Consider the following 19,925-nt stretch of genomic DNA (forward strand, 5'->3'; position numbering starts at 1 on the left):
CATGACACCAACGAACGAACAAATCACGGGCGAACGCATTGACCGTTTGATGACCGTAGAGATGAGGCCGCTGAACGGCGGCCTCCCGGCGGGCTTCGTGGTCCCAATGTACGAAGCGTGCCGCGCCCACCACGGCGAACCGCTTAGCTCGCTCGCCGCGCGCAAGCTCGGCGAGGTCCTGTCGAAGGGCGACACGGTGTTCATCGCTACGGGCGCGGGTACCGCTCCGAAACTCCCGCAAGGAGAGACCGATGGTCCGGTCGGAGCGGCCGCGTTGGCTCGCGCGCTCATTCTCGCGTATGGAGTGCGGGTCGTGCTCGTGACGGAGGAGGCGCACGCCGCACCCGTTCGAGCGGTCGCCTCAGTCATCAACGACGATTTGGGAAAAGCCGGAGCGGTCTCGACTGAGTGCTTCGAATTGGGCCTGTTCCCCGGTCGCGAAAAAGCAGAAGACCTGATGAACGAATACCGCCCTTCGGCGGTTCTGTTCGTCGAGCGGGATGGACCTAACAAGGAAGGGTTCTTCCATGGGGTGCGTGGTGATTGCCGCAATCCCGAGGACGTTGGGCACGTGTATCTACTCGCCGACGTCGCACGCAAGCGAGGCGTGCTCACGGTCGGCGTGGGTGATGGAGGGAACGAAGTCGGGTTCGGCGCTGTACGCGACGCGATTGCTGCGGTCCATCCGCTCGGCGCGAAATCCCTCGCGGGCCATGCTTCGGGCGTCGTTACCGTCACCGCAACTGACGTCGTGGTCAGTGCATCGGTCTCGAACTGGGGCGCGTACGGAATCGCAGCCGCTATCGCCGCACGGGAGAAAGATTTGGACGTTCTTCATACCCCGGGCCTTGAGCACCGAATGATTGAGGCCACGGTCGCGGCGGGCGCGAGAGACGGCGCAACGTCACGCGCGGAAGTTGCGGTCGACGGCATCAATTGGGAAGGACACACGGCATTCGTGGAGATGCTGCGAAGCATTGTCGCAGTTTCTTTGTAGGAAAGCGGGCGACCACGCCCGAAATCAAAAGCTTATTGAGGTGGCTCTTATGAGTAGCGTCCAAGCGTTGAAAAAGGCCCCAGCCGCTGCGGCCAAGACCGATAGTTTTGGAAATCCGATTGACCCTACTGTCGGCTTCGCACGCGGGTCCATTATCCGTTCGAGCATCGACGAAGCGCTCAGGCTTCGACACGGGCAAGCCGTTGCGGCGAAGCGTGTCGCGCTGTTGGGAGCAGAATCGATTGGTGTCTTCACAGGAAACCAACGAGATTTTCCCATTCAGGCTGAGGACATCGCGACACTGTGCGAGGAATGGGTCGGTCCTGGCCTTTGCGCAGAAGAGCTTCGTCAAGTTGCCATCGGCCACATGGGCGGCAAGACCGAAGATGCTGTAGCAGTATTCAACCGAACGAGCGCGGGCATTATCGCGACCATCGCCGCGCTTGCAGGCGACAAACCCGTTGTCTCGGTCGTGCCTCCAGGCGGCCGCTCGCACGCCTCCGTCGTTCGCGGTTCAAAAATCGCCGGTGTCCCTGTACACGAGGTTCAGGGCGACAAAGACTGGGGCAAGACGATTGACAGTGCCCGTCCCGCGCTTGTGGTCGTGACGACGGTGACGAGCAGCCTTGAGCGCCTAGAAGACAATATCACTCGCGAAGTGGTTCACTACGCTCACGCATTAGGCGCAACCGTCTTCCTCGATGAGGCCTACGGTGCGCGCTTGCGCACTGTCCTTCATGGCGGCGCTCTGAGTCTGCAGCTCGGCGCTGACATCTCCGTTACCAACTGCGACAAGGCGGGACTTTCCGGCCCGCGCGCTGGCGTACTGGTCGGTCGAGCGGAGTTCGTCACTGCCGCTGCAGCGAAGGGCGCGGAGTTCGGCATGGAAGCACGCGCACCTATCGCGGCGGCGGTACTGCGCTCTCTTCAGAAATATGAACCCCGCGACCTGCGGGAAGAGTCATCCGCAGGCCAGAAACTCGCTGAAGCTCTTGAACAGAAGATGGGAAGGGACATTGTTCAGCGCAGCGACCTCGGACCGATGGTGGACGAGGACGCGGTGCTCCGCGTGCTTCTCAAAATGTCTGGCCGGGAAAGCGAAAAGCCGGTGGTCGTGCCGTGCGAGGCCACATCGGCATTGGGAATGGTCCTGCTTGAAGACCACGGCATTCTCACCGTGAATACACACGGTCAGCCTGGTGCGCGAGTTTCCCTCCGTCTAAAGCCGACCTTGGACGCGCTGGGTCGTACGGGCGGATTTGATGCGGTCGTGTCCGCCGTGCAGAAGTCGCTCGAGAAGGTGGCGGGTCTCATTCACGACCGCGACGCAATTGCGCGCCTTGTAGTGGGGAAGTGAACATGACCGACACAAAGTTTGCAGCAATCGACGAGCGGCTTGACGCACTGGTCTCGCTTGACCTGGGAGGTCGAGGCGTGGAGCAGCTCTACGCCGCAGCCCGTGAACGACAAGGCGGTCCTCTGGTCGGAGCGGCAGCGGATGCGCTTGCTGCAATTCCTGAAAAAGCCAACGTCTTCGTGACCACCGGTTCCGTATCGCGCGCCTGGATTTCTCCGACCATCGGAGAAAACGACGGACCGGCTGGGCTCGCGGCGGTCGTGCGAGCTCTATCCCTCGCGAAAAAAGCGCTTTGCATTACGTTCGTTGAAGAAACTTTGATTGAGACGACGTCCGCGATTTTGACGACAGCAGGTCTCACCGTTCTTCCGTACCAGCAAGCGAAGATTGCACGCGATGATGGAAGCCTCGCCGTCGTATGTGTTGAGCCGTTTCCGCTTCATGAAGCAGGCGCGAGGGACGTATCGAAGGGGCTTATCGAAAAGTACAAGCCTGCGCTGTTCTTCTCGACAGAACGGGTCGGTCGTAACGTCGAGGGCATCTATTGCAGCATGCGCGGCATCGACTACGGTATGGGACGCGCGCGAATCGACTTTCTGTTCGATGAAGCCATCGCCCAGCGGATTCCAACCGTTGCTGTGGGCGACGGCGGGAACGAAATCGGTATGGGTGTTGTGGCAGAAGCGGTACAGAAGTTTGTCAAATTTGGTGACAAGCGCCCAGACGGAAGCGCTGGCATCGGTGCGGTGACTGGCACCGACGTGCTAGTAACGGCCGCTTGCTCAAACTGGGGCTGCTATGCGATAGCCGGCGCCTTTGCCGCTCGCATGGGCAAGATGGCACTGGCGCACACGCCAGCACTCGAGGCGGCGCTGTTAAAGCGCGGTGTCGACGTCGGCTTGATTAACTCGGTAGCCAACGTCATCGACGCAAACGTGGACGGTATTCCGGAAGCGACGCACTTCGCAGTGGTTCAGCTCATCTCGACCATCATCTCGCCCGCCTTTAAGTAAAGCCCGCAGCCTCCGTCCGCGCGCCCCAAGTCAGTCGGTGCGCGGACTTCTCGTCGCTTCTCTCCTTCCTCTCGTGCTTCCCGCTGGTGCTGACCTGAGAACCGGCCGAGCCGCCATGCTCGCCGTTTCGGCGCGATTCTGCGACCTCGAAGCACGTCTCTCTAGCGTCACAAATTCTTTCCAGTACCGTCAAAACATGTCGTCTTTTTTTCCTTTTCTGACCTTCCTATAGTTGACTCATGGATGCCTGAACCGCGGTATCCGCCGACGTTGAACTCGTTAGCCAATTTGGCTGTGCACAGGAGACAGACATGAATTCCCACCTCCACCTGCCGTTCGTCAGCGCTCGTGACGCTGCCGTCGCCGTTTCGGATGCTGCCAGTGATGCAGTGAAGCACCCTTCCGCGTATTCGTCGTTGCTGCAGGCTCCGATGTCGTCGCTTGCCACTAACGCGCACGACCGCGCTGACGTGTTCTTTTCGGCGATTCTTGGCTACAACTAACCCGAGCGAGGCGAGTGATGCATCGAATCGTGATTGTTGGCGGTGGTGCGGGCGGCTTGGAGTTGGCCACCCGCCTAGGTGACCGCTTGGGTAAATCGGGGCGCGCGCATGTGACGCTCGTGGACCGATGGCCCACACATGTCTGGAAGCCGCTGTTGCACGAAGTTGCGGCAGGAAGCCTCGACGCCCACGCGCACCAAATTACATACGCGGCACATGCGCACTGGCACCACTTCTCGTTTGTTCAGGGGGAGATGACCGGTGTCGAGCGCGATGTTCGGCAAGTTCGAATCGGTGCGGTCGTCGACGCGCAGGACAGTGACACCGAGGTATTACCCGCTCGGACTATCGGATATGACACCCTTGTACTCGCACTCGGTAGTCGCACCAATTTCTTTGATGTTCCCGGCGCCGAAGACCACGCCATCACGCTCGATTCGCTCGAACAAGCCGAGCGACTTCGCAAGCGGCTGCTTCAGGCGTGCGTACGGAAGCGGGCGATGCGCGAAGGCGGGCAATGCGAGCCAGTGCATTTGGCAATAATCGGCGCTGGCGCCACGGGTGTCGAATTGGCGGCAGAGCTTCGCCGGATGGAAGCGACCTTTCGCGAGTTCGGTGTGCTGTCGCCGGACGGTCGCACTAGCATGAGAATTACGCTGCTGGAGGCGGGGCGTCGCATTCTACCCGCACTCACCGAAAAGGTTTCTGCTTCGACCCATGTGTCGTTGGAAGAGCTGGGAGTTTCCATCTCTGTCTCGGATTCGGTGACGCGTGTCGCGCCTCAATTCATCGAGACGAAGAGCGGACACGTTATCCCTGCAGACGTCACCATATGGGCCGCTGGAATCAAAGCGCCCGAGGTGCTTGCTTCGCTGGACGGTGTCTCGGTCAACAAAATCAATCAGATAAAGGTATCAAGTTCGCTGCGGAGTGAAAGTGACGAGAACATCTTCGCTTTGGGTGATTGCGCGAGTTGTTCGTGGACCAGCGAACGTATGGTCCCGCCGCGCGCGCAGGCGGCTCACCAGCAAGCGATGTTTTTGTACAAGGCCCTTATTGCGCGCATCGAAGGTCGTCCCATCGGTTCTTTCCTGTATAAGGACCACGGGTCCCTCATCTCTCTCGGCTCTGCAACGGCCGTCGGAAACCTTGCCGGTATAAAGCCATCGCGCAGCATCTTCGTAGAGGGACTTATCGCGAAAGGCATGTATGCAGCTCTCTATCGTAAGCACTTGATGGCGGTTTCCGGGCTTAGGTGCATGGTGGTCGCTTTGATAGCGAACGGGCTTCGCCGGGTCAGTGCACCGCGAGTCAAGCTTCACTGAGTTCCAGGAAGTTTGGTTTCCTTGGAGATTCGTTTCAGACCATTCAATTGGTACGTGAGTCGACTGCGGGTCCCACGGTCACTTAACCGAAACCGCCGGTTTCGTTCGTAAATTGAGCGATATTGGCTTTTAACAGTCGGCTCTTGGCGAAAGGCTAAGAGTCTGCCTTCTCGGCGCGGCTTTGCCGGCAAACTCTCGCTATGGATCAAGAGCACGCATGCGGTTTTGAGATCGATCGTTCGAGACGACCAACAGTGAATGTCAGGGAAGCGCCCCGTAGCCGCCTCGCTGACGCAGATCCCCGAATGTCGGTAACATGCCGATCGAGAGTCAATGTCCCATTTCCGTGACGGAGCGGAGACAGCCGGCATCCATGATTAAGCTTGCTTGGCTTAAAGAGGGCGAACGCTTTCAGGCGTGCGCATAATCGATCGTCAGCGTCTCGCGGAATCATCGTCGGGAGAGTTTTCGTGGACGACCTCGACGTCGACGGTTCGGCCGTCGTCGCCAAACGCGCGGGCCTGCCGACGCAGCGCGCGCGTTTTCCACCAGAAATATCCAATGACGATCGTGCCCACCCCGAACAAGACTGCGAGCAGCACCACCGACAGCATCGCGGCCGCCACGAGCACGACTAAGCTCAGCCCCATGGCCAGCAATCGGCCGAACCATCCGGAACCGCCGACCTGGATATCTTTCTCGTATGCCACACGCCGTGGCGGCGGTCTGCCATTCTCCATTACTTGACTCCTTGCCGCAGGGCGGTGAATACCGGGAGGCGGCGATCAGTGACCCATCGTCCGAATTCGAACCGCTGACGTCTAAGCGTAAGCGTCCGCAAAGTTTTGCGCGCGTGAGAGATGAGGGAATAGCCTCAAGAAACATCCGCGCCATCTTTCCCCCATCCGTGCCCCTTTTGGCACCAGAAACTCATAACGGTTCGATCGGAAATGGAACAGGTCTAATGCGTCGTCATCCGCTGTCGCGCGCTCAGAAACGGTCCATTCGGCTGGCGCTCCGGCGCGAAGCGGTCGAAGCCCACGGGGCCGGGCATGTCGATATAAACCGCTTCCATTCCCTGTCGGCTGTAGCTTTCATGCCAGAAGCCTGCGCCACCGCTGTCGCGGAGAAAGTCGCGCCACCAGCGGGAATGTGGCTCGCTGCGGGTGAAAGCTTCAAGGCTTTCCAGGTCGCGCCAATACTGGCGGAGACCAACATGGTTGAGGGCAAAGAGAAACTGCTCGCTGGACAGCAAGCCGGCGGGCGGGTGCGCTTCAATCAGTCGCAGGCCTTTGCCGATGCCGAGCACGGCCGCGATCCCACGCAGCCTGCGGACGCGAAAGCCTAAGATCACGACCACCAGATCCGGATAGGCGCTGAGATCGACTGATCTACGGGTGACGGAGGCTTGCATGGCGGCTCCTCGAAGTTTACGCTGTAAGCATAGCCCCGAATGATTACAGTGTAAACAGCGATGAGTGATTCCATTTCCTCCCTTCGTGATCGTCTGGTTGACTGCGCGCTGGCCTTGCTCGAACAGGGGGAAAGTGATGTCAGCCTGCGTGCAGTTGCACGGGCAGCAGGAGTGTCGGCGATGGCACCCTATCGCCATTTCGAAGACAAGGCGGCGCTGATGGGTGCGGTCGCGCTCAAGGGTTTTGCGATGCTGGAAGCGGACGCCGCGCGCGCCGATATGGCGGACGATCCGGGCGACGCGCTCACAGCGCAGGGCTTGGCTTACGTCGGTTTCGCTCGCGCGCATCCTGCGCTGTTTCGACTGATGTTCGCGGACGGGGCAGGACTACGCCTGCCGCACGACGAGTGTCAGGACGCTTATGCGCTGATGGTGCGGAGAGTGACAGAACTCGCACCGCACCGGGTTGAGGCGGGTGCGCTTGCCTGCTGGGGGCTGGTGCACGGATTGGCGACGCTGGCGCTCGACGGACGACTCCCGGCTGATCCGGCCGGCGAAAGGGCGGCGCTGGTCCTGATGACGCAGGCACTGAGGACAGCGACGCTCGTCCCCGTCGGTTCCTGACACAAGGAGAGCGCTATCACTTAGACATACCGCATAGCAACCAACTTCGCCGACGCAGTTCGGAAGCCGTGCGGGCCACCGAAGGGCGGGTGAGTTGTCATTGGGTGCGATTTTCACCGTGGAACTGCTCACCATGAATGTTGACCCAGGCTGGTTTGGCCAGATTGAGCGTGAGTGGAAGATGCTACGGCGGGGCGACCCGTCGCTCAACCCAGAGAAGTTCTTCCGTCACGTCCTCTCCGCCAACAAGGCCGGCTTCTTGTCCGCCGAAAGTCTCGCCGCTATCGCCAACGGCCTTCTCACCAGCCCGCTCCACGGGGCACCGCTCCTCGGGCGACGGCTCCTCGAGCGAGTTGGCATCAATCGCCATCCGACCTTGCGCCTGGCGTTCGCCGTCTCGCTTGTCACGGCGACGGGTGGAGAGGCCGACTTCGAAACGGGCAACGCAATATTTGAGGACGTGGTGAAGGATGACTCGGCCGACGGGTGTTTGCGCGGATTGGCGGCAGCAGCACTGGCGGACAGTGCGCGGCTCGGCCGCGGCATGCCGGTTGATGTCAAAAAGCGGTCACGCTCTACGACCGCGCCATTGAACTTGGCCACAAGGCCGCAGCACGCAATCTCGGGCTGTACTGGGAAGGTATGTGGGGCGCGGAATCGTCAAATGAAGCGCTGCCCAACAGCGCTCGTGCAATTCAGACATACAAGCGGGGCGGAAGCGATGCGCGCTGTCAGTCGCGAATTTCGAATCTATTCGAAGCCGTGCAGTGACGGGGAAACGGCCACCTCGCGACGAGGAGTGGCGGTCCGTGTCAAGGCAAGCTGCTCAATCTTCCCGGTGTCTTTTCCGTGCGCTGAATCAGGTAGCGCTCCTGTTCTATCTATTGATAGATTGATGACGTTTGAAATGATGGTCTGGACGTGATCTGGCACGCACAATAGTTTCACGGGAAACGCTCAGTTCGACGTCCCTGAAAAATAGGTACTAGAACAGTGACGCTCTGGCTGGGTGAGACGCGTCAGGCGGATCGGAGACGAGCGAGGCATGCCATCAGACCGCCAACTTTGGCAAATTTTGGCAAGCCTGCTATGCTGGAACCCATGACCACGATGAACATTTCCTTGCCGGAGACGCTGAAAAGTTTCGTTGATGAGCAAGTCAACGAACGGGGCTATGGCACCAGCAGCGAATATGTCCGCGAACTCATCCGCCGCGATCAGCAGCGGCAGCAATTGCGCGCGCTACTGCTGGAGGGAGCGGCATCGGGTCCGACGACGCCGGTTGACGGGAGCTATTTCGAGTCGCTGCGCACGCGCGTGCGTAATGCGCGTAAATGAGGTCGAAGCCGGTTATCCCCACGCATCGCGCGCGGCAGGACGTCGAAAGCGAGATTGACTATTACCTTCTCGAAGAAGGATCTGAGCGCGCCGCGCTGGGGTTTATCGCTGCGGTCGAAGAGGCCTATCTGCGGCTCGGCAGAAATCCCGCAGTGGGATCTCCCCGCTATGCCTACGAGCTCGATCTGCCCGGCCTTCGCTCGTGGCCACTCAAGCGCTATCCGCATCTTGTCTTTTACGTAGATCGAGACGATCACGTCGAAATCTGGCGCGTGATTAATGGTGCACGGGATCTTCCCGCGTGGCTGCTCAACGAAGACGGATAGTCGCGTCGTCAGATCAACCTGCGTTCGGATGCGACCTGCTGCCCGGCACCTACCACGTCGACGTAGCAACCCGTCTCGCCGCTGTTGTTCGCACTGCGAGGATGTTCCGCATGGTCGCCAACGAGTGTTCGGCGATCGGACTCGACGTTTGCCGCCGCGGCACGGCGAAGTCCGGTGTTTGAACACCCAAGCGTCGGCAAACCGCGGACAAATAAGGCTTGCCGGATCCTGTGCATCGTTGGGCGGCGAGGGCGATCGCCGCATCGCCCACATGTCTGCGCAGCCAGTCGAGCGTTCGCCGATCCTTCTCGTTGCAGATCCTGACCAGGTGCTCCATCGTCGCCCTCCATGCTGTATGCAAACACAGTACTGTTAATTTATACAGGTTTTCTGCCGAGGGCAAGTGCTGAAGGATCGGTTCGTCTTGGCGGCTTTCCACCTAAATCAGATTCACGCCCAGATCAGATGCAAGCGAAAGAATCAAATTGTAGAGTTTGAGGTCGGTTATCAGGCCCACGGGGCTGTCCACACACGCCAAGTCATCGCTCGCGACACGATCGCCGAAAAGTACCACGGCAAGTTCGCGATCATGCTGTCGCGATACCCAGCAGAGTCCGTCGAGATCCGAACACTGCTCATGCAGCGCCGCTGCCCACGTACGGGTGTAGGGGTAGCGGTCTGCTTCGGTATCGATCAGCTGTGACCGTTCGATGCCAAGCTTACGCAAGGGCACATTACTCAAGTCTGCCAACACCAGATCACGCCGCAGTGCGATCACCGAGTATCGCTGCGTTTCGAGTTTTGCCTTGTCGTAAGTCTTGAGACCCGGAGCGTACGGCACATCGTGGAAGACGGTTTCCATCGCGGCGCACTCGACGGTAGTGCCCCCGTACAGCGTCGGAATAGGGTGTCCCGCGCTCGTTTTGAATGGGACTGAATCGAGCATTTCCCTTGACGCCAGGATTGAATGCGTCGCCCGCGTATTGCTGATGGTGCACGCGATGGATTGGACGCGAGTGGGACCACCGCGTGCGTTTCACCAAGGAATCGAGCTCATCCGGTGGCGATGGCAGGGTTTGTCCCGCCGATGCCATGCTGCGTTCAACCATGCACAACGCCCTCGATCTCGGCTTCCGCGGCCTCGATAAGCCGCTCCGGTTCAGATTGCAGTACATCCAACGGGCGAGCGCCGCCAAGGTAGCTGTTGACGGAGGCGAACCAGAAAGCCACAGCCCAGCCGTCCTTCTTCTTGCCGAAGACCTTCAGTACGTCAGCGAGCGTACGCCGGGGTCGGTATTTCCTTTCAGGATCTAAACCGTAGGCGGGGAAGTGATCCTTTCCATTGATGTCGATGGCGAAAATCAGCCCGTCATGCTTCCAGCGATTCGGCTGCTGACTCGGATTACTGCCGCTCAGCTCCGCCAACTGCGCGATCTGCGCAGCCGTCAACCAGTCACTTGCCTCGAGAACGCCTTTCATCGCGGCCTTGCGCATCGCCGCTTCCTTCAAGGTATGTTCAGGTACCGGTACGATAGGCGTAACGGCCTTGAGCAACAGCTTTCGCTGCTCTTCGTTTTGCTCGTTGAACAAGGCCTCCGCCAGGGGGCCCAGTCGTTGGATTGCCTCGGCAAGTGCAGTGGCCCGATCAACGGGACCACGGATGGTGACCGTGACGATGGTTTCGTCATTCATCTTTTCGAGCTCTTTTCCGACCGTGGCGGCAGGACCGGTCAACGCGGAAAAGCGCATGCTGAGGCTGGCATCATCGAGTCTCATGGCGAACCTCCAGGATCGCAGAACATGATAGTCATTATGCCATAAGATCAATAATCTCGATCACATATCGCCTTGGCGGCCGACCTGCCAGGCGAACGCTCGCACGCGCGCGCGTCGCAACCCGTCATTCACAGCCCCTCAGAAATTGATCGTCAATTAAGCTCGACTTCCACGTGGTAGCGAACTTCGTATGTATGCAGCTAACAAAAATTCGATCACTTCTATTATGTCAACTCAGACGAATTGAGGGCGATGGCCGGCCTAAATCCGACAATGGGGTGGCGTGCAATCTGTAAATTATTGTTTTACAATAAATTCTATTGTGGATGATAATTGAGGCCCGATCATGGTTGCCGAGACTCGCACACTGACGGCGCAGGTGCCGATTGAGTTGGCTCAGGAAGTGGATGCCCTGTCTGAGTTGCTCGAGCGGCCTCGTCAATGGATCGTCAAGAAAGCATTAGTTCAGTTTCTTGCGCGTGAAGCGGAGAAGCGCCGCTTGATTCAAGAAGGTTTAGACGACGTAAGCGCCGGACGAATGGTATCGATGGAACAAGCGCGCGCTTGGGCCAACAGCCTTGGAACGGAGGAAGAACAGCCGGTGCCCAAAGCGTGACCGTTAAAGTCCTTCCGACTAGTAAAGCGATGTCCGATATGGCGCTGATCGCTGAACACGTGAAGAAATTCAATGACGGCGCGACGGCGCGTCGGATCGTCAACGCGCTGTTCGACGAAGCGGAGCGCCTGGGACAAGATCATTTCCATCGTCTCGGGGAAGAGCTTGACGGTTATGACGGTCCGCCGGCGCGAGAAGTGCACCGCTGGGTCTGCCTCGCAGGTCGGTACGAGTTGCACTACGAAGTCCTACCCGCTTACGCTGAAGAACCGACCGCGATCGCTATTTTGCGCGTGTGGGACACTCGCCAAGACCGATAACGACTGGCAGCATCGCGTCCACACGAGAGCCCCTGCCCCTGCAGCCCTCGACAAGCAGCCGATCGGCAGTCAACATTGGCGAAGCGCGCAAACCTTCCAGTGAGCAGTCGATGGGCAATGTTCGATTTTGCATAGGACTACCTATAAGCAGATGGCAAATTAGTTTATGTAAAATATATAGTTATGCGAGTAATGTCATCGAGATACAAGGCATTCGGCGCTCCCCGCGCCTCAGCGCGATTCAACCCGTGATCACATGGCGTCAGCCGGCCGATGCCCATCCGTGTCCGCTCATTTTGTCAGCAGATCGGTCAGATCGCCGCTGCGCTCCAGCAGGCGCAGCGGCGACTGCGCTTGCAATTCTGATCGCGAACCCTACCCCCACAGCACGCCGACCGACTGGAGGCCGTTTGCGTGGGCGCCCAGCAGGTCCCCCGCGCGGTCGCCGATCATCAGGGCGGTCAAATCGATGACACCCGCAGCCAGCAACTGGCTCAGTTGCTGCTGCTTCGTCATGTCCGCATCGCCGCCGCTGACAAAGCAGAAACGGTCGCGTATTTCGAGCTTCCGGAGAATGCGATCCGCCATCTCCGGACGCCTGGACGTGCACACGCCCAACGGAAGCCCGTGCCGGGAAAACGTGTCGAGCACCGCCGCAATCCCAGGGTAAAGCGCGTTTTCAGAGAAACCCAAAGCTTCATAGCGTTCGCGATACAGCCGAACCAACATGCGGACTAAGGAATCCGGGGCATCTGTGAGAGCCCGGAAAGTCGCCTCGATGTCCGGGCCGACGTAGCGCGCCAGGTCCGGCTCGCGGCATGGCTGAAACCCCGACGATACGAGCGCATGATTGATCGAGCGGCTGAAGCCGGGCATCGGATCGCTCAGGGTTCCGTCGAGGTCGAAGATCAGCGTGCACATGGGCGGGGGCGTAAGCGGCATTTGATTCTTGCTTTTCACAGTTTCCCGCGCGAAGCCGGAAATCGTGGCGCATTCGATATCAAACACGATTGCGAAGTTCGTGCACGAAACCTGACTCGCAGCAGGATGATCGAAACGCCCGGAAAGAACTGGGTGACACCGTAGAGCGTGGTAATGACCAGCGTCAGCATCAGGTTCGGCAATGACAACGTCATCACGATGCACAACCGGCAGGTAAAGCGCAATCACCAATTTCGCGCCGCGTTTCTGTCTGTCCTCCGGCATGTTCGGAAGCAGATTGCGCGTGACGTTGTCCTGTCAGACTCCCCAGCGCTACCGCCGTTGCTCGATAACATGACCAGCACGTTCACGACGAGAGACTGCAGACCGAGATTGATGCCTCCGAGGTGGACCACGCGGACGCGGCTCTTTCAGAAAGAACGGCCTTCGTTTTGAATTTGCGGCGCTGCCGGAGCCATCGCGTGGCTGCTGCGCTAGGCTCACGCGTTGCGCTTGCTGCTCGCGCGTCGGCGTTCCTCTTCGCGGCGATTGCGTGCCTCCTCCAGCATCCTTGGCGTCCCATTTCGGCGAAACTTGGCGAGTGTCGCCACGAATCGACAGCGAAGCACTATGATCCGAACCTACCGGGAGACGGCGATGGCGCGTGGCTCACACAGAAAAGCCGTCGATATTCAGTGGGTGAGCACCCTTTGGTCGCCTTGAATTGTCGGGCGAAGTATGCGGGTTCCGTGTATCCCACTTTTACGCCAACCTGCGCAACAGGCAGGTCGCCTTGAGCAAGAAGCGCACAGGCATGTCCGATGCGCCGCTGAACCACGTATTCGCTTACAGACAGGCGCGTGCTGCGCTTGAACAGCCGCTGTAGCTGACTCGTGCTCAAGTGAGCGAGTTCGGCAAGTCCTTCCAACGAAACCTGCTCGATGTAATGCTCGTTGAGCCAGTCGAGCACACGATTGAGTCTTACTTTGTCGCGCGACCCACCTACGAGCTTGATCTCGCTGGATGCGAGGGACGATCGTTCCGTGTCGTCACAGAGTTCGAGCAGTAACTCCAGAAGTCCAAGCCAATGTCTTGCCGGGGAAGCTCCGACCAACGCCTGCAGCCGAGGGCGGATTTTGGCGCTCGCACTCGAGCTGAAAGCGATGCCCCGCCCGGCCTCTTCGAGAAGACCTTGCACCGGCCTTAACTCCGGTGAGACTTTCACCAAAGACTGGATCCACGGCTCCGTAAACCAACAGACAAGCGCCTGGTGCCGGGGCGCAGTTAGTGTCGCCCTCGACTGCCAAGCATGCGGCAGATTGGGGCCGAGCATGACAAGGTCGCCGTCCCCGTAGTTCTCTACGCGATCGCCCACGAACCTCATCCCAACGCTATTGAGCGTCAGCGTGAGTTCAAACTCGGGGTGATAGTGCCAGTTGAAGGGAAACTCAGGGAGTTGACGATCGAACAGAAGCCAGGACCGGTCCGGCGGGATCACCACGGTTTCAAGCCAGGGGCGCATGACTAGACTCCTTCACGCATTAAGCCGGACTCAGGATGCGGTAATTGTACAAGAACATGCTGCAGCGGTGACACTCCACGACAACCGTTCGAGCCATCATTCCTCCACAAGCAGAGGAGACAAAGATGGCGACCAGACATCCGATAAATACTGCCAGCGGGCGTTGGCGTGGTCGAGTTTTGACCCTGAGAGAACTGCCGGCGCGTGACTGCAACGGAAAGAGGCAAGCGGCATGAACAACCCCGACGTTGTCATCATCGGTTCCGGCGTGGGAGGCGGTGCGATTGCTCGCCAGCTCGCGCCAAGCGGTGCTCGCATCCTTATTCTCGAAAGAGGGCCTCGCCTTCCAGCGGAAGCGGAGAACACGAGTGCAGAGTCGGTGTTTGTCCAACGCCGGTACCGTGCCAAGGAGGAGTGGCAAACCGAAACCGGCCGACGATTCGTTCCCGGGCAATATCACTTCGTCGGCGGCCATACCAAGTTCTATGGCACGGCGATGTTTCGCTTTCGCGAAAGGGATTTCGAGGAGATCAACTTCCGCGATGGAAATTCCCCTGCATGGCCCTTCACTTATTCTGAGCTTGAGCCCTGGTATGCCCAGGCCGAAGAGATCTTCGGCGTTCATGGACGCGCAGGCGACGATCCAACGGAACCCTGGAGGTCTGGGCCATATCCGCACGCACCGATTCCACACGAACCGGTGATTGCCGATTTGGCGCAACGCATGACGGATCACGGGCTCCGGCCGTTTCACATGCCTTCGGCCGTCGACCTTCATCCCGGTGGCAGCTGCATTCGATGCGGCACGTGCGATGCCTTCCCGTGCCGGATCCGCGCCAAAGGCGATGCGGAGTCCAGGCTGATTGACCCTGCCCTTCGATACCCCAATGTGTCGTTGTGGCCGGATTGTCGGGCGACGCGGCTGATTACCGACGATCGCGGAAAAGACATCGTTGGCGTGGAAATACTGCGCAACGGTGCGCTAGAAACCATCCGCGCGCCGCTGTTCGTGCTCAGCGCAGGTGCGATCAACTCAGCGCTGCTGCTCCAACGATCGGCGGACTCGCGAAACCCTGACGGGCTTGCGAACAGCTCGGGCTGTGTCGGTCGCTATTACATGAACCACAACACGACGGGCCTGATGGCGATGATGCCTGGATCAGCGAACGAAACACGTTTTCCCAAGACGCTCAGTGTGAACGACTTCTACTTCGGAACAAGCAGCGACCCCGAGCCGCTCGGGAACCTGCAGATGCTTGGAAAAATCCAGGAGCCGATGATACGAGCGAGCCGCCCGTCGATTCCACGCTGGGTAGGACGGACCATGGCGCGCCATAGCATCGACATGCTGGTGATGTCCGAGGATCTACCGCATGTGCAAAGCACGATCCGCCCGTTGCCCAACAACGGAGTTCAGCTTACGTGGACACGAACAAATCAAGTTGCTCACGCGCGCTTTGTGGAACAGACCAAGAAGCTATGGCGTCGATTGGGGGCGGTCGCGGTTCTATCGCATCCGTTCGGTGTCGAAACGCCCTCTCATCAATGCGGCACCGTCAGGATGGGGCTGGACCCGGCACATGCAGCGCTCGATCCCTGGTGCCGCGCATACGATCACCCGAACCTCTATGTCGTGGACGCGAGTTTTTTCCCGTCGTCCGCCGCTTTGAACCCTGCGCTGACTGTCGCCGCCCAGGCTCTTCGAGTCGGGGACCATATCGCAAGCGCCTGGTGCGCGACCAGGCGGCAATCCGCTGATTCCACCAATGCCTAGAAAGGAACCCAAAATGGAACATAACTTCCTTCAGCCACTGACCGGTTCGTTCGCCCAACCTGCGGCCGAGAATCCGACTGTCATCATGGTTGAGGCGGCATATCGCCACCTCGGCCTCGACTGGCGATACCTCAATGCTGAGGTGTCCCCCGAGCACCTTGGCGACGCGGTAAGAGGCGCCCGCGCCATGAGTTGGCGCGGCTTCAACTGCTCGATTCCCCACAAGGTGGCAGTGATCCAGTATCTCGACGGGCTCGGAGCGTCCGCCGAAATCATTGGCGCGGTCAATACCGTTGTACGGCGAGCAGACGCGCTTATCGGCGAGAACACCGATGGCAAAGGGTTTGTAAAGGCGTTGGAGGAGATCGCTTCCGCGAACGATAAGTCAATCGTTCTATTCGGCGCGGGCGGCGCCGCACGCGCGGTTGCCGTCGAACTGGCACTTGCCGGTGCGAAGAAAATCACAGTCGTCAATCGTGGCAAAGAACGCGGCGAAGATCTAGCCAACCTGCTGATTCAAAGAACGAAGGCGGACGCCAACTTCCACTGCTGGGAGAAAACGTACTCCTTACCTTCCGATACCGACATCGTCATCAACGCGACATCAATCGGACTTTATCCCGACGTCAGCGCTACGCTCGATATCGATCTTGAAAGCCTCAGCAGTCACATGGTCGTGGCGGACGGCATCCCCAACCCTCCTCTCACACAGTTGCTGCGCTCCGCCGAATCTAGAGGATGTCGAATTGCGGATGGACTCGGCATGCTGGTCAATCAAGGGATCATAGCCATCAAATACTGGACCGGTCTGGATGCAGATGCCTCCGTCATGAGGCGGGCACTGCTCGATCTGAAGCTCTAGTCGATTCAAACCTCGCCGATCGCAATCAGCCACATCCGAGGTGACCACCAAATAAGGTCCGCGCGGCTGACTCAGGCGACCCTGCGGACTCGCTCGTTGTCGGCACACGAAACGATTTACTATGCGACGGAGACCAACCAGTGGTTTCGCCTCCTCGGGATTGCCATCTGCGGCGAGTTCCCAACGGAGGCTTTAAGCCGCCGCAGCGCCGGCTAGGGGCAGCCGTGCCAAAGGTGCCACTTTGCACTGCGCAGCCCAACGATGAGATCCGCGGACTCCATGAAGCGCGCCCTAACGGATATTGCTTCGAACGCTATCGTCAATAAACAATACTTTTACTAATCAGTGAACGCAGAAACGTTGGCGCGCACGGCACCGAGACCAACCGACAGGCCATCGCTGTTTGCTTTTAGTTGCGCGTTGCTCATCGATCTAATCGCGACGCCGCCCGCGACGGCCCTCTGGCACCTTTGACGACAGCTAGCCAGAAACTAATTAAAAACCTACTTCTGCTCGCCCCTTGGATTTCCCTAGGGTGACAGTTTTTCTGCTGCCTGATTAAATAAATCAACTTGATTTAATTAGTCGGGCAGCCTCGGATCGAGGTGCCTGCGTCAAATCGCCAGAGGCCACTATGTCCCCCGCGAAGTCGAAATCACCGCTGCTGGAAATGCGCGGCATCAGCAAGACTTTTCCCGGTGTGCGCGCGCTCAACGACGTGCGCCTGTCCGTCTATCCCGGCGAAGTCCATTCGCTGATGGGCGAAAACGGCGCGGGTAAATCCACGCTGATGAAGATCCTGTCGGGCGCCTATCAGGCCGATGCGGGCGGCGAGATCCTCATCGACGGCCGCGCCGTGACCATCGACGGGCCGCTCGCCGCGCGCTCGCTCGGCGTCGCGGTGATCTATCAGGAGCTGAGCCTCGCGCCGAATCTGTCGGTCGCGGAGAACATCTACGCGGGACGCGAGTTGCGGCGCGGCCGGCTGGTCGACCGCTCGGGCATGGAGCGCGGCTGTCAGGATGTGCTCAAGCGCCTCGGCGCGAGCTTCAAGCCGCATACGCTCGTCGGCGATCTGTCCATCGCTGAGCGGCAGCTCGTCGAAATCGCACGCGCCGTGCATGCCAAGGCACGCATACTCGTGATGGACGAGCCGACCACGCCGCTCTCGTCGCGTGAAACCGATCGCCTGTTCGAGCTCGTGCGGCAACTGCGCGAGGAAGGCATCGCGATCATCTATATCAGCCACCGGATGGCGGAGATCTATGAACTCTCCGACCGCGTCTCCGTGCTGCGCGACGGCTCCTACGTCGGCACGCTGATGCGCGACGAGCTGTCCGCCGAAAGCCTCGTGAAGATGATGGTCGGCCGCGACATCTCCGGCTTCTACAAGAAGGAGCACGCGCCCTACGATCCGGGCAACGTCGTGCTCTCCGTGCGCGATCTCGCCGACGGCAATCGTGTGCGCGGCTGCAGCCTCGATCTGCACGCGGGCGAGGTGCTCGGCATCGCGGGTCTGGTCGGCGCGGGGCGCACCGAGTTCGCGCGCCTGATCTTCGGCGCAGAGCCGGCGGTGCGCGGCGAAGTGAAGATGCACGGCAAGCCGCTCAAGCTGCGCACGCCGCGCGATGCCATCGATGCCGGTCTCGTCTATCTCACCGAGGACCGCAAGCATCAAGGCCTGTTCCTCGACATGAGCGTGCGCGACAACATCAACATCACGATCGCCGGACGTGACGCGAAGATCGGCGTGATGGACCTGCCGCGCGGCAACACGCGAGCGAAGGAAGCCATCGCCGCGCTCACCATCCGCGTGCCGAACATGCGCGTGAACGTCGGCGCGCTGTCGGGCGGCAATCAGCAGAAGGTGCTGCTGTCGCGCCTGCTCGAAACGAAACCGGAAGTACTGATCCTCGACGAGCCGACGCGCGGCGTGGACATTGGTGCGAAGTCGGAGATCTATCGAATCATCAACGACCTCGCGCGCTCGGGCGTGGGGATCATCGTGATCTCGAGCGAACTGCCGGAAGTGATCGGCGTCGCGGATCGCGTACTCGTGATGCGCGAAGGAGAAATTGCAGGCGAACTCGGCGGCCATTCGGGCAAGCCGATTTCACAGGAAGGAATCATCGAACTGGCGACGGGCTCGAAGGTCGCGCTCGATCAGGCGGCTTAAGGATATCTGGAGAGAGACATGGCTAACACGACGAAACACCACGACACGGGCGCCGCGCCCATTGCAAAGGCCGAGAGCCCGAAGCAGCGGCAAAACCGCATCGAGCATCGCGAGCGCATGCAGGTGCTGATGCGCACCGCGGGCATGCTGCCTGTGCTGATTCTCTTGTGCATCGGCTTCGGCATCGTCACGGATGGCTTCTTCAGCTTCCAGAACCTGTCGATCGTCACGCAGCAGGCATCCATCAACATCGTGCTCGCCGCGGGCATGACCTTCGTGATTCTCACGGGCGGCATCGATCTTTCGGTGGGCTCGATTCTCTCGGCAGGCGCGGTCACCGCGCTGCTCGCCTCGAACATTCCGGGCTGGGGATGGCTCGGCATTCCGGCGGCGCTCGCGGTCGGTCTCGGCTTCGGGCTCATCAACGGCGCGCTGATCTCGCTGCTCAAGCTGCCGCCGTTCATCGTGACGCTCGGCTCGCTCACCGCCGTGCGCGGCATCGCGCGGCTGATCGGGCATGACACGACGATCTTCAATCCGCAACTGTCGTTCGCGTTCATCGGCAACGACACGCTCTTCGGCATGCCCTGGCTCGTGATCATCGCGCTGCTTGTCGTCCTCGTGTCGTGGTTCATCCTGCGCCGCACCGTGCTCGGCCTGCGCATCTATTCCGTCGGCGGCAATCCCGAAGCGGCGCGCCTGTCCGGTATCAAGGTGTGGGGCATCGAGCTCTTCGTCTACGCGATCTCCGGCCTGCTCGCGGGTCTCGGCGCGGTGATGTCGGCGGCGCGCCTCTATGCCGCGAACGGTCTGCAGCTTGGCCAGTCGTATGAACTCGATGCAATCGCGGCGGTGATTCTCGGCGGCACGAGCTTCGTCGGCGGCGTGGGCTCGATCGTCGGCACGCTGGTGGGCGCGCTCATCATCGCGGTGCTCTCCAACGGCCTCGTGCTGCTCGGCGTGTCGGACATCTGGCAATACATCATCAAGGGCCTCGTGATCATCGGCGCGGTGGCGCTCGATCGTTACCGTCAGCGCGGCTCGGCCCGCACCTGATTTCC

At 59.9% G+C, this 19,925-nt stretch carries 22 protein-coding genes; 15 read left to right on the plus strand and 7 right to left on the minus strand.

The annotated features are described in order from the left end of the window. The first annotated feature begins 1 nt into the window (after nt 1). The 5 genes from AC1Z32_RS09275 (at nt 2) to AC1Z32_RS09295 (ending at nt 5,195) form a co-directional block, all read left to right on the plus strand. On the plus strand, nt 2-997 hold the full coding sequence (locus tag AC1Z32_RS09275) for a glutamate cyclase domain-containing protein (protein WP_483478428.1): 996 nt from the start codon (nt 2-4) through the stop codon (nt 995-997). Beyond that, a complete protein-coding gene (locus tag AC1Z32_RS09280) occupies nt 978-2,354 on the plus strand; it encodes a PLP-dependent aminotransferase family protein (protein WP_483478429.1) in 1,377 nt (458 codons plus the stop codon). The genes AC1Z32_RS09275 and AC1Z32_RS09280 overlap by 20 nt, the downstream gene beginning before the upstream one ends. Before the next feature lie 2 nt (nt 2,355-2,356). Further along, on the plus strand, nt 2,357-3,367 hold the full coding sequence (locus AC1Z32_RS09285; protein ID WP_483478430.1) for a glutamate cyclase domain-containing protein: 1,011 nt from the start codon (nt 2,357-2,359) through the stop codon (nt 3,365-3,367). 311 nt (nt 3,368-3,678) lie between these two features. After that, entirely contained in the window at nt 3,679-3,870 is a 192-nt protein-coding gene (locus AC1Z32_RS09290) for a hypothetical protein (protein WP_483478431.1), read from the plus strand. 17 nt (nt 3,871-3,887) lie between these two features. Next, nucleotides 3,888-5,195, plus strand: a complete 1,308-nt coding sequence (locus AC1Z32_RS09295; RefSeq protein ID WP_483478432.1) for an NAD(P)/FAD-dependent oxidoreductase — start codon at nt 3,888-3,890, stop codon at nt 5,193-5,195. Between the two features lie 434 nt (nt 5,196-5,629). Here the strand turns inward: AC1Z32_RS09295 and AC1Z32_RS09300 are convergent, their stop codons facing one another. Both AC1Z32_RS09300 and AC1Z32_RS09305 read right to left on the minus strand, forming a co-directional pair. Continuing rightward, the gene (locus tag AC1Z32_RS09300) at nt 5,630-5,935 is read right to left on the minus strand and encodes a hypothetical protein (RefSeq protein WP_483478433.1); all 306 of its coding nucleotides are present in this window, start codon (nt 5,933-5,935) and stop codon (nt 5,630-5,632) included. A gap of 221 nt (nt 5,936-6,156) precedes the next feature. Continuing rightward, nucleotides 6,157-6,609, minus strand: a complete 453-nt coding sequence (locus AC1Z32_RS09305) for a monooxygenase family protein (protein ID WP_483478434.1) — start codon at nt 6,607-6,609, stop codon at nt 6,157-6,159. A gap of 60 nt (nt 6,610-6,669) precedes the next feature. Between AC1Z32_RS09305 and AC1Z32_RS09310 the strand changes: the two genes are divergently transcribed. The 4 genes from AC1Z32_RS09310 (at nt 6,670) to AC1Z32_RS09325 (ending at nt 8,897) form a co-directional block, all read left to right on the plus strand. Further along, nucleotides 6,670-7,233 carry a TetR/AcrR family transcriptional regulator gene (locus AC1Z32_RS09310; protein ID WP_483478435.1) on the plus strand — a complete coding sequence of 188 codons (564 nt, stop codon included), beginning with the start codon at nt 6,670-6,672 and terminating at the stop codon, nt 7,231-7,233. Between the two features lie 118 nt (nt 7,234-7,351). After that, a complete protein-coding gene (locus AC1Z32_RS09315) occupies nt 7,352-8,158 on the plus strand; it encodes a hypothetical protein (RefSeq protein WP_483478436.1) in 807 nt (268 codons plus the stop codon). A gap of 176 nt (nt 8,159-8,334) precedes the next feature. Further along, a complete protein-coding gene (locus tag AC1Z32_RS09320) occupies nt 8,335-8,571 on the plus strand; it encodes a type II toxin-antitoxin system ParD family antitoxin (RefSeq protein ID WP_061172474.1) in 237 nt (78 codons plus the stop codon). Then, complete coding sequence (locus AC1Z32_RS09325; protein ID WP_483478437.1) at nt 8,568-8,897, plus strand: type II toxin-antitoxin system RelE/ParE family toxin; 330 nt, start codon at nt 8,568-8,570, stop codon at nt 8,895-8,897. The genes AC1Z32_RS09320 and AC1Z32_RS09325 overlap by 4 nt, the downstream gene beginning before the upstream one ends. Nucleotides 8,898-8,946: 49 nt before the next feature. Here AC1Z32_RS09325 and AC1Z32_RS09330 read toward each other — a convergent pair whose 3' ends face one another. The 3 genes from AC1Z32_RS09330 to AC1Z32_RS09340 form a co-directional block, all read right to left on the minus strand. Next, nucleotides 8,947-9,234 (minus strand): CppA family protein, encoded by a 288-nt coding sequence (locus tag AC1Z32_RS09330; RefSeq protein ID WP_483478438.1) that lies wholly within the window; start codon nt 9,232-9,234, stop codon nt 8,947-8,949. Nucleotides 9,235-9,336: 102 nt separating this feature from the next. Then, on the minus strand, nt 9,337-9,759 hold the full coding sequence (locus AC1Z32_RS09335) for an RES family NAD+ phosphorylase (RefSeq protein WP_483478439.1): 423 nt from the start codon (nt 9,757-9,759) through the stop codon (nt 9,337-9,339). 239 nt (nt 9,760-9,998) lie between these two features. After that, the gene (locus tag AC1Z32_RS09340; RefSeq protein ID WP_483478440.1) at nt 9,999-10,673 is read right to left on the minus strand and encodes a hypothetical protein; all 675 of its coding nucleotides are present in this window, start codon (nt 10,671-10,673) and stop codon (nt 9,999-10,001) included. 346 nt (nt 10,674-11,019) lie between these two features. Between AC1Z32_RS09340 and AC1Z32_RS09345 the strand changes: the two genes are divergently transcribed. Together AC1Z32_RS09345 and AC1Z32_RS09350 are read left to right on the plus strand one after the other, a co-directional pair. Further along, the gene (locus AC1Z32_RS09345; protein ID WP_483478441.1) at nt 11,020-11,289 is read left to right on the plus strand and encodes a CopG family ribbon-helix-helix protein; all 270 of its coding nucleotides are present in this window, start codon (nt 11,020-11,022) and stop codon (nt 11,287-11,289) included. Next, nucleotides 11,286-11,609, plus strand: coding sequence for a type II toxin-antitoxin system RelE/ParE family toxin (locus AC1Z32_RS09350; RefSeq protein WP_483478442.1), 324 nt, complete (start codon nt 11,286-11,288; stop codon nt 11,607-11,609). Before AC1Z32_RS09345 ends, AC1Z32_RS09350 begins: the two co-directional genes overlap by 4 nt. Nucleotides 11,610-11,984: 375 nt before the next feature. Here AC1Z32_RS09350 and AC1Z32_RS09355 read toward each other — a convergent pair whose 3' ends face one another. Together AC1Z32_RS09355 and AC1Z32_RS09360 are read right to left on the minus strand one after the other, a co-directional pair. Further along, nucleotides 11,985-12,815 carry an HAD hydrolase-like protein gene (locus tag AC1Z32_RS09355; protein ID WP_483478443.1) on the minus strand — a complete coding sequence of 277 codons (831 nt, stop codon included), beginning with the start codon at nt 12,813-12,815 and terminating at the stop codon, nt 11,985-11,987. 343 nt (nt 12,816-13,158) lie between these two features. Then, nucleotides 13,159-14,052: a cupin domain-containing protein gene (locus AC1Z32_RS09360; RefSeq protein WP_483478444.1), complete on the minus strand. Its 894-nt coding sequence runs from the start codon at nt 14,050-14,052 to the stop codon at nt 13,159-13,161. Between the two features lie 232 nt (nt 14,053-14,284). On the opposite strand from AC1Z32_RS09360, the gene AC1Z32_RS09365 reads away from it, so the two are divergent. From AC1Z32_RS09365 to AC1Z32_RS09380, 4 genes are all read left to right on the plus strand, one after another. Next, on the plus strand, nt 14,285-15,826 hold the full coding sequence (locus tag AC1Z32_RS09365; RefSeq protein WP_483478445.1) for a GMC oxidoreductase: 1,542 nt from the start codon (nt 14,285-14,287) through the stop codon (nt 15,824-15,826). A 13-nt stretch (nt 15,827-15,839) separates the two neighbouring features. Then, nucleotides 15,840-16,688, plus strand: coding sequence for a shikimate dehydrogenase (gene aroE, locus AC1Z32_RS09370; RefSeq protein WP_483478446.1), 849 nt, complete (start codon nt 15,840-15,842; stop codon nt 16,686-16,688). A 634-nt stretch (nt 16,689-17,322) separates the two neighbouring features. Then, nucleotides 17,323-18,864 (plus strand): sugar ABC transporter ATP-binding protein, encoded by a 1,542-nt coding sequence (locus tag AC1Z32_RS09375; RefSeq protein WP_483478447.1) that lies wholly within the window; start codon nt 17,323-17,325, stop codon nt 18,862-18,864. A gap of 18 nt (nt 18,865-18,882) precedes the next feature. Beyond that, nucleotides 18,883-19,920, plus strand: coding sequence for an ABC transporter permease subunit (locus AC1Z32_RS09380; protein ID WP_483478448.1), 1,038 nt, complete (start codon nt 18,883-18,885; stop codon nt 19,918-19,920). Nucleotides 19,921-19,925: the final 5 nt, after the last annotated feature.

This window comes from Caballeronia sp. 11_S32, from assembly GCF_056930355.1.

Bases quoted from the DNA above. Each gene is read 5' to 3' on its own strand.
- AC1Z32_RS09275 (WP_483478428.1), top strand. From the start codon at position 2: ATGACACCAACGAACGAACAAATCACGGGCGAACGCATTGACCGTTTG.
- AC1Z32_RS09285 (WP_483478430.1), top strand. From the start codon at position 2,357: ATGACCGACACAAAGTTTGCAGCAATCGACGAGCGGCTTGACGCACTG.
- AC1Z32_RS09290 (WP_483478431.1), top strand. From the start codon at position 3,679: ATGAATTCCCACCTCCACCTGCCGTTCGTCAGCGCTCGTGACGCTGCC.
- AC1Z32_RS09295 (WP_483478432.1), top strand. From the start codon at position 3,888: ATGCATCGAATCGTGATTGTTGGCGGTGGTGCGGGCGGCTTGGAGTTG.
- AC1Z32_RS09300 (WP_483478433.1), bottom strand. From the start codon at position 5,935: ATGGAGAATGGCAGACCGCCGCCACGGCGTGTGGCATACGAGAAAGAT.
- AC1Z32_RS09305 (WP_483478434.1), bottom strand. From the start codon at position 6,609: ATGCAAGCCTCCGTCACCCGTAGATCAGTCGATCTCAGCGCCTATCCG.
- AC1Z32_RS09310 (WP_483478435.1), top strand. From the start codon at position 6,670: ATGAGTGATTCCATTTCCTCCCTTCGTGATCGTCTGGTTGACTGCGCG.
- AC1Z32_RS09320 (WP_061172474.1), top strand. From the start codon at position 8,335: ATGACCACGATGAACATTTCCTTGCCGGAGACGCTGAAAAGTTTCGTT.
- AC1Z32_RS09325 (WP_483478437.1), top strand. From the start codon at position 8,568: ATGAGGTCGAAGCCGGTTATCCCCACGCATCGCGCGCGGCAGGACGTC.
- AC1Z32_RS09330 (WP_483478438.1), bottom strand. From the start codon at position 9,234: ATGGAGCACCTGGTCAGGATCTGCAACGAGAAGGATCGGCGAACGCTC.
- AC1Z32_RS09335 (WP_483478439.1), bottom strand. From the start codon at position 9,759: ATGGAAACCGTCTTCCACGATGTGCCGTACGCTCCGGGTCTCAAGACT.
- AC1Z32_RS09340 (WP_483478440.1), bottom strand. From the start codon at position 10,673: ATGAGACTCGATGATGCCAGCCTCAGCATGCGCTTTTCCGCGTTGACC.
- AC1Z32_RS09345 (WP_483478441.1), top strand. From the start codon at position 11,020: ATGGTTGCCGAGACTCGCACACTGACGGCGCAGGTGCCGATTGAGTTG.
- AC1Z32_RS09355 (WP_483478443.1), bottom strand. From the start codon at position 12,815: ATGCCGGAGGACAGACAGAAACGCGGCGCGAAATTGGTGATTGCGCTT.
- AC1Z32_RS09360 (WP_483478444.1), bottom strand. From the start codon at position 14,052: ATGCGCCCCTGGCTTGAAACCGTGGTGATCCCGCCGGACCGGTCCTGG.
- AC1Z32_RS09365 (WP_483478445.1), top strand. From the start codon at position 14,285: ATGAACAACCCCGACGTTGTCATCATCGGTTCCGGCGTGGGAGGCGGT.
- aroE (WP_483478446.1), top strand. From the start codon at position 15,840: ATGGAACATAACTTCCTTCAGCCACTGACCGGTTCGTTCGCCCAACCT.
- AC1Z32_RS09375 (WP_483478447.1), top strand. From the start codon at position 17,323: ATGTCCCCCGCGAAGTCGAAATCACCGCTGCTGGAAATGCGCGGCATC.
- AC1Z32_RS09380 (WP_483478448.1), top strand. From the start codon at position 18,883: ATGGCTAACACGACGAAACACCACGACACGGGCGCCGCGCCCATTGCA.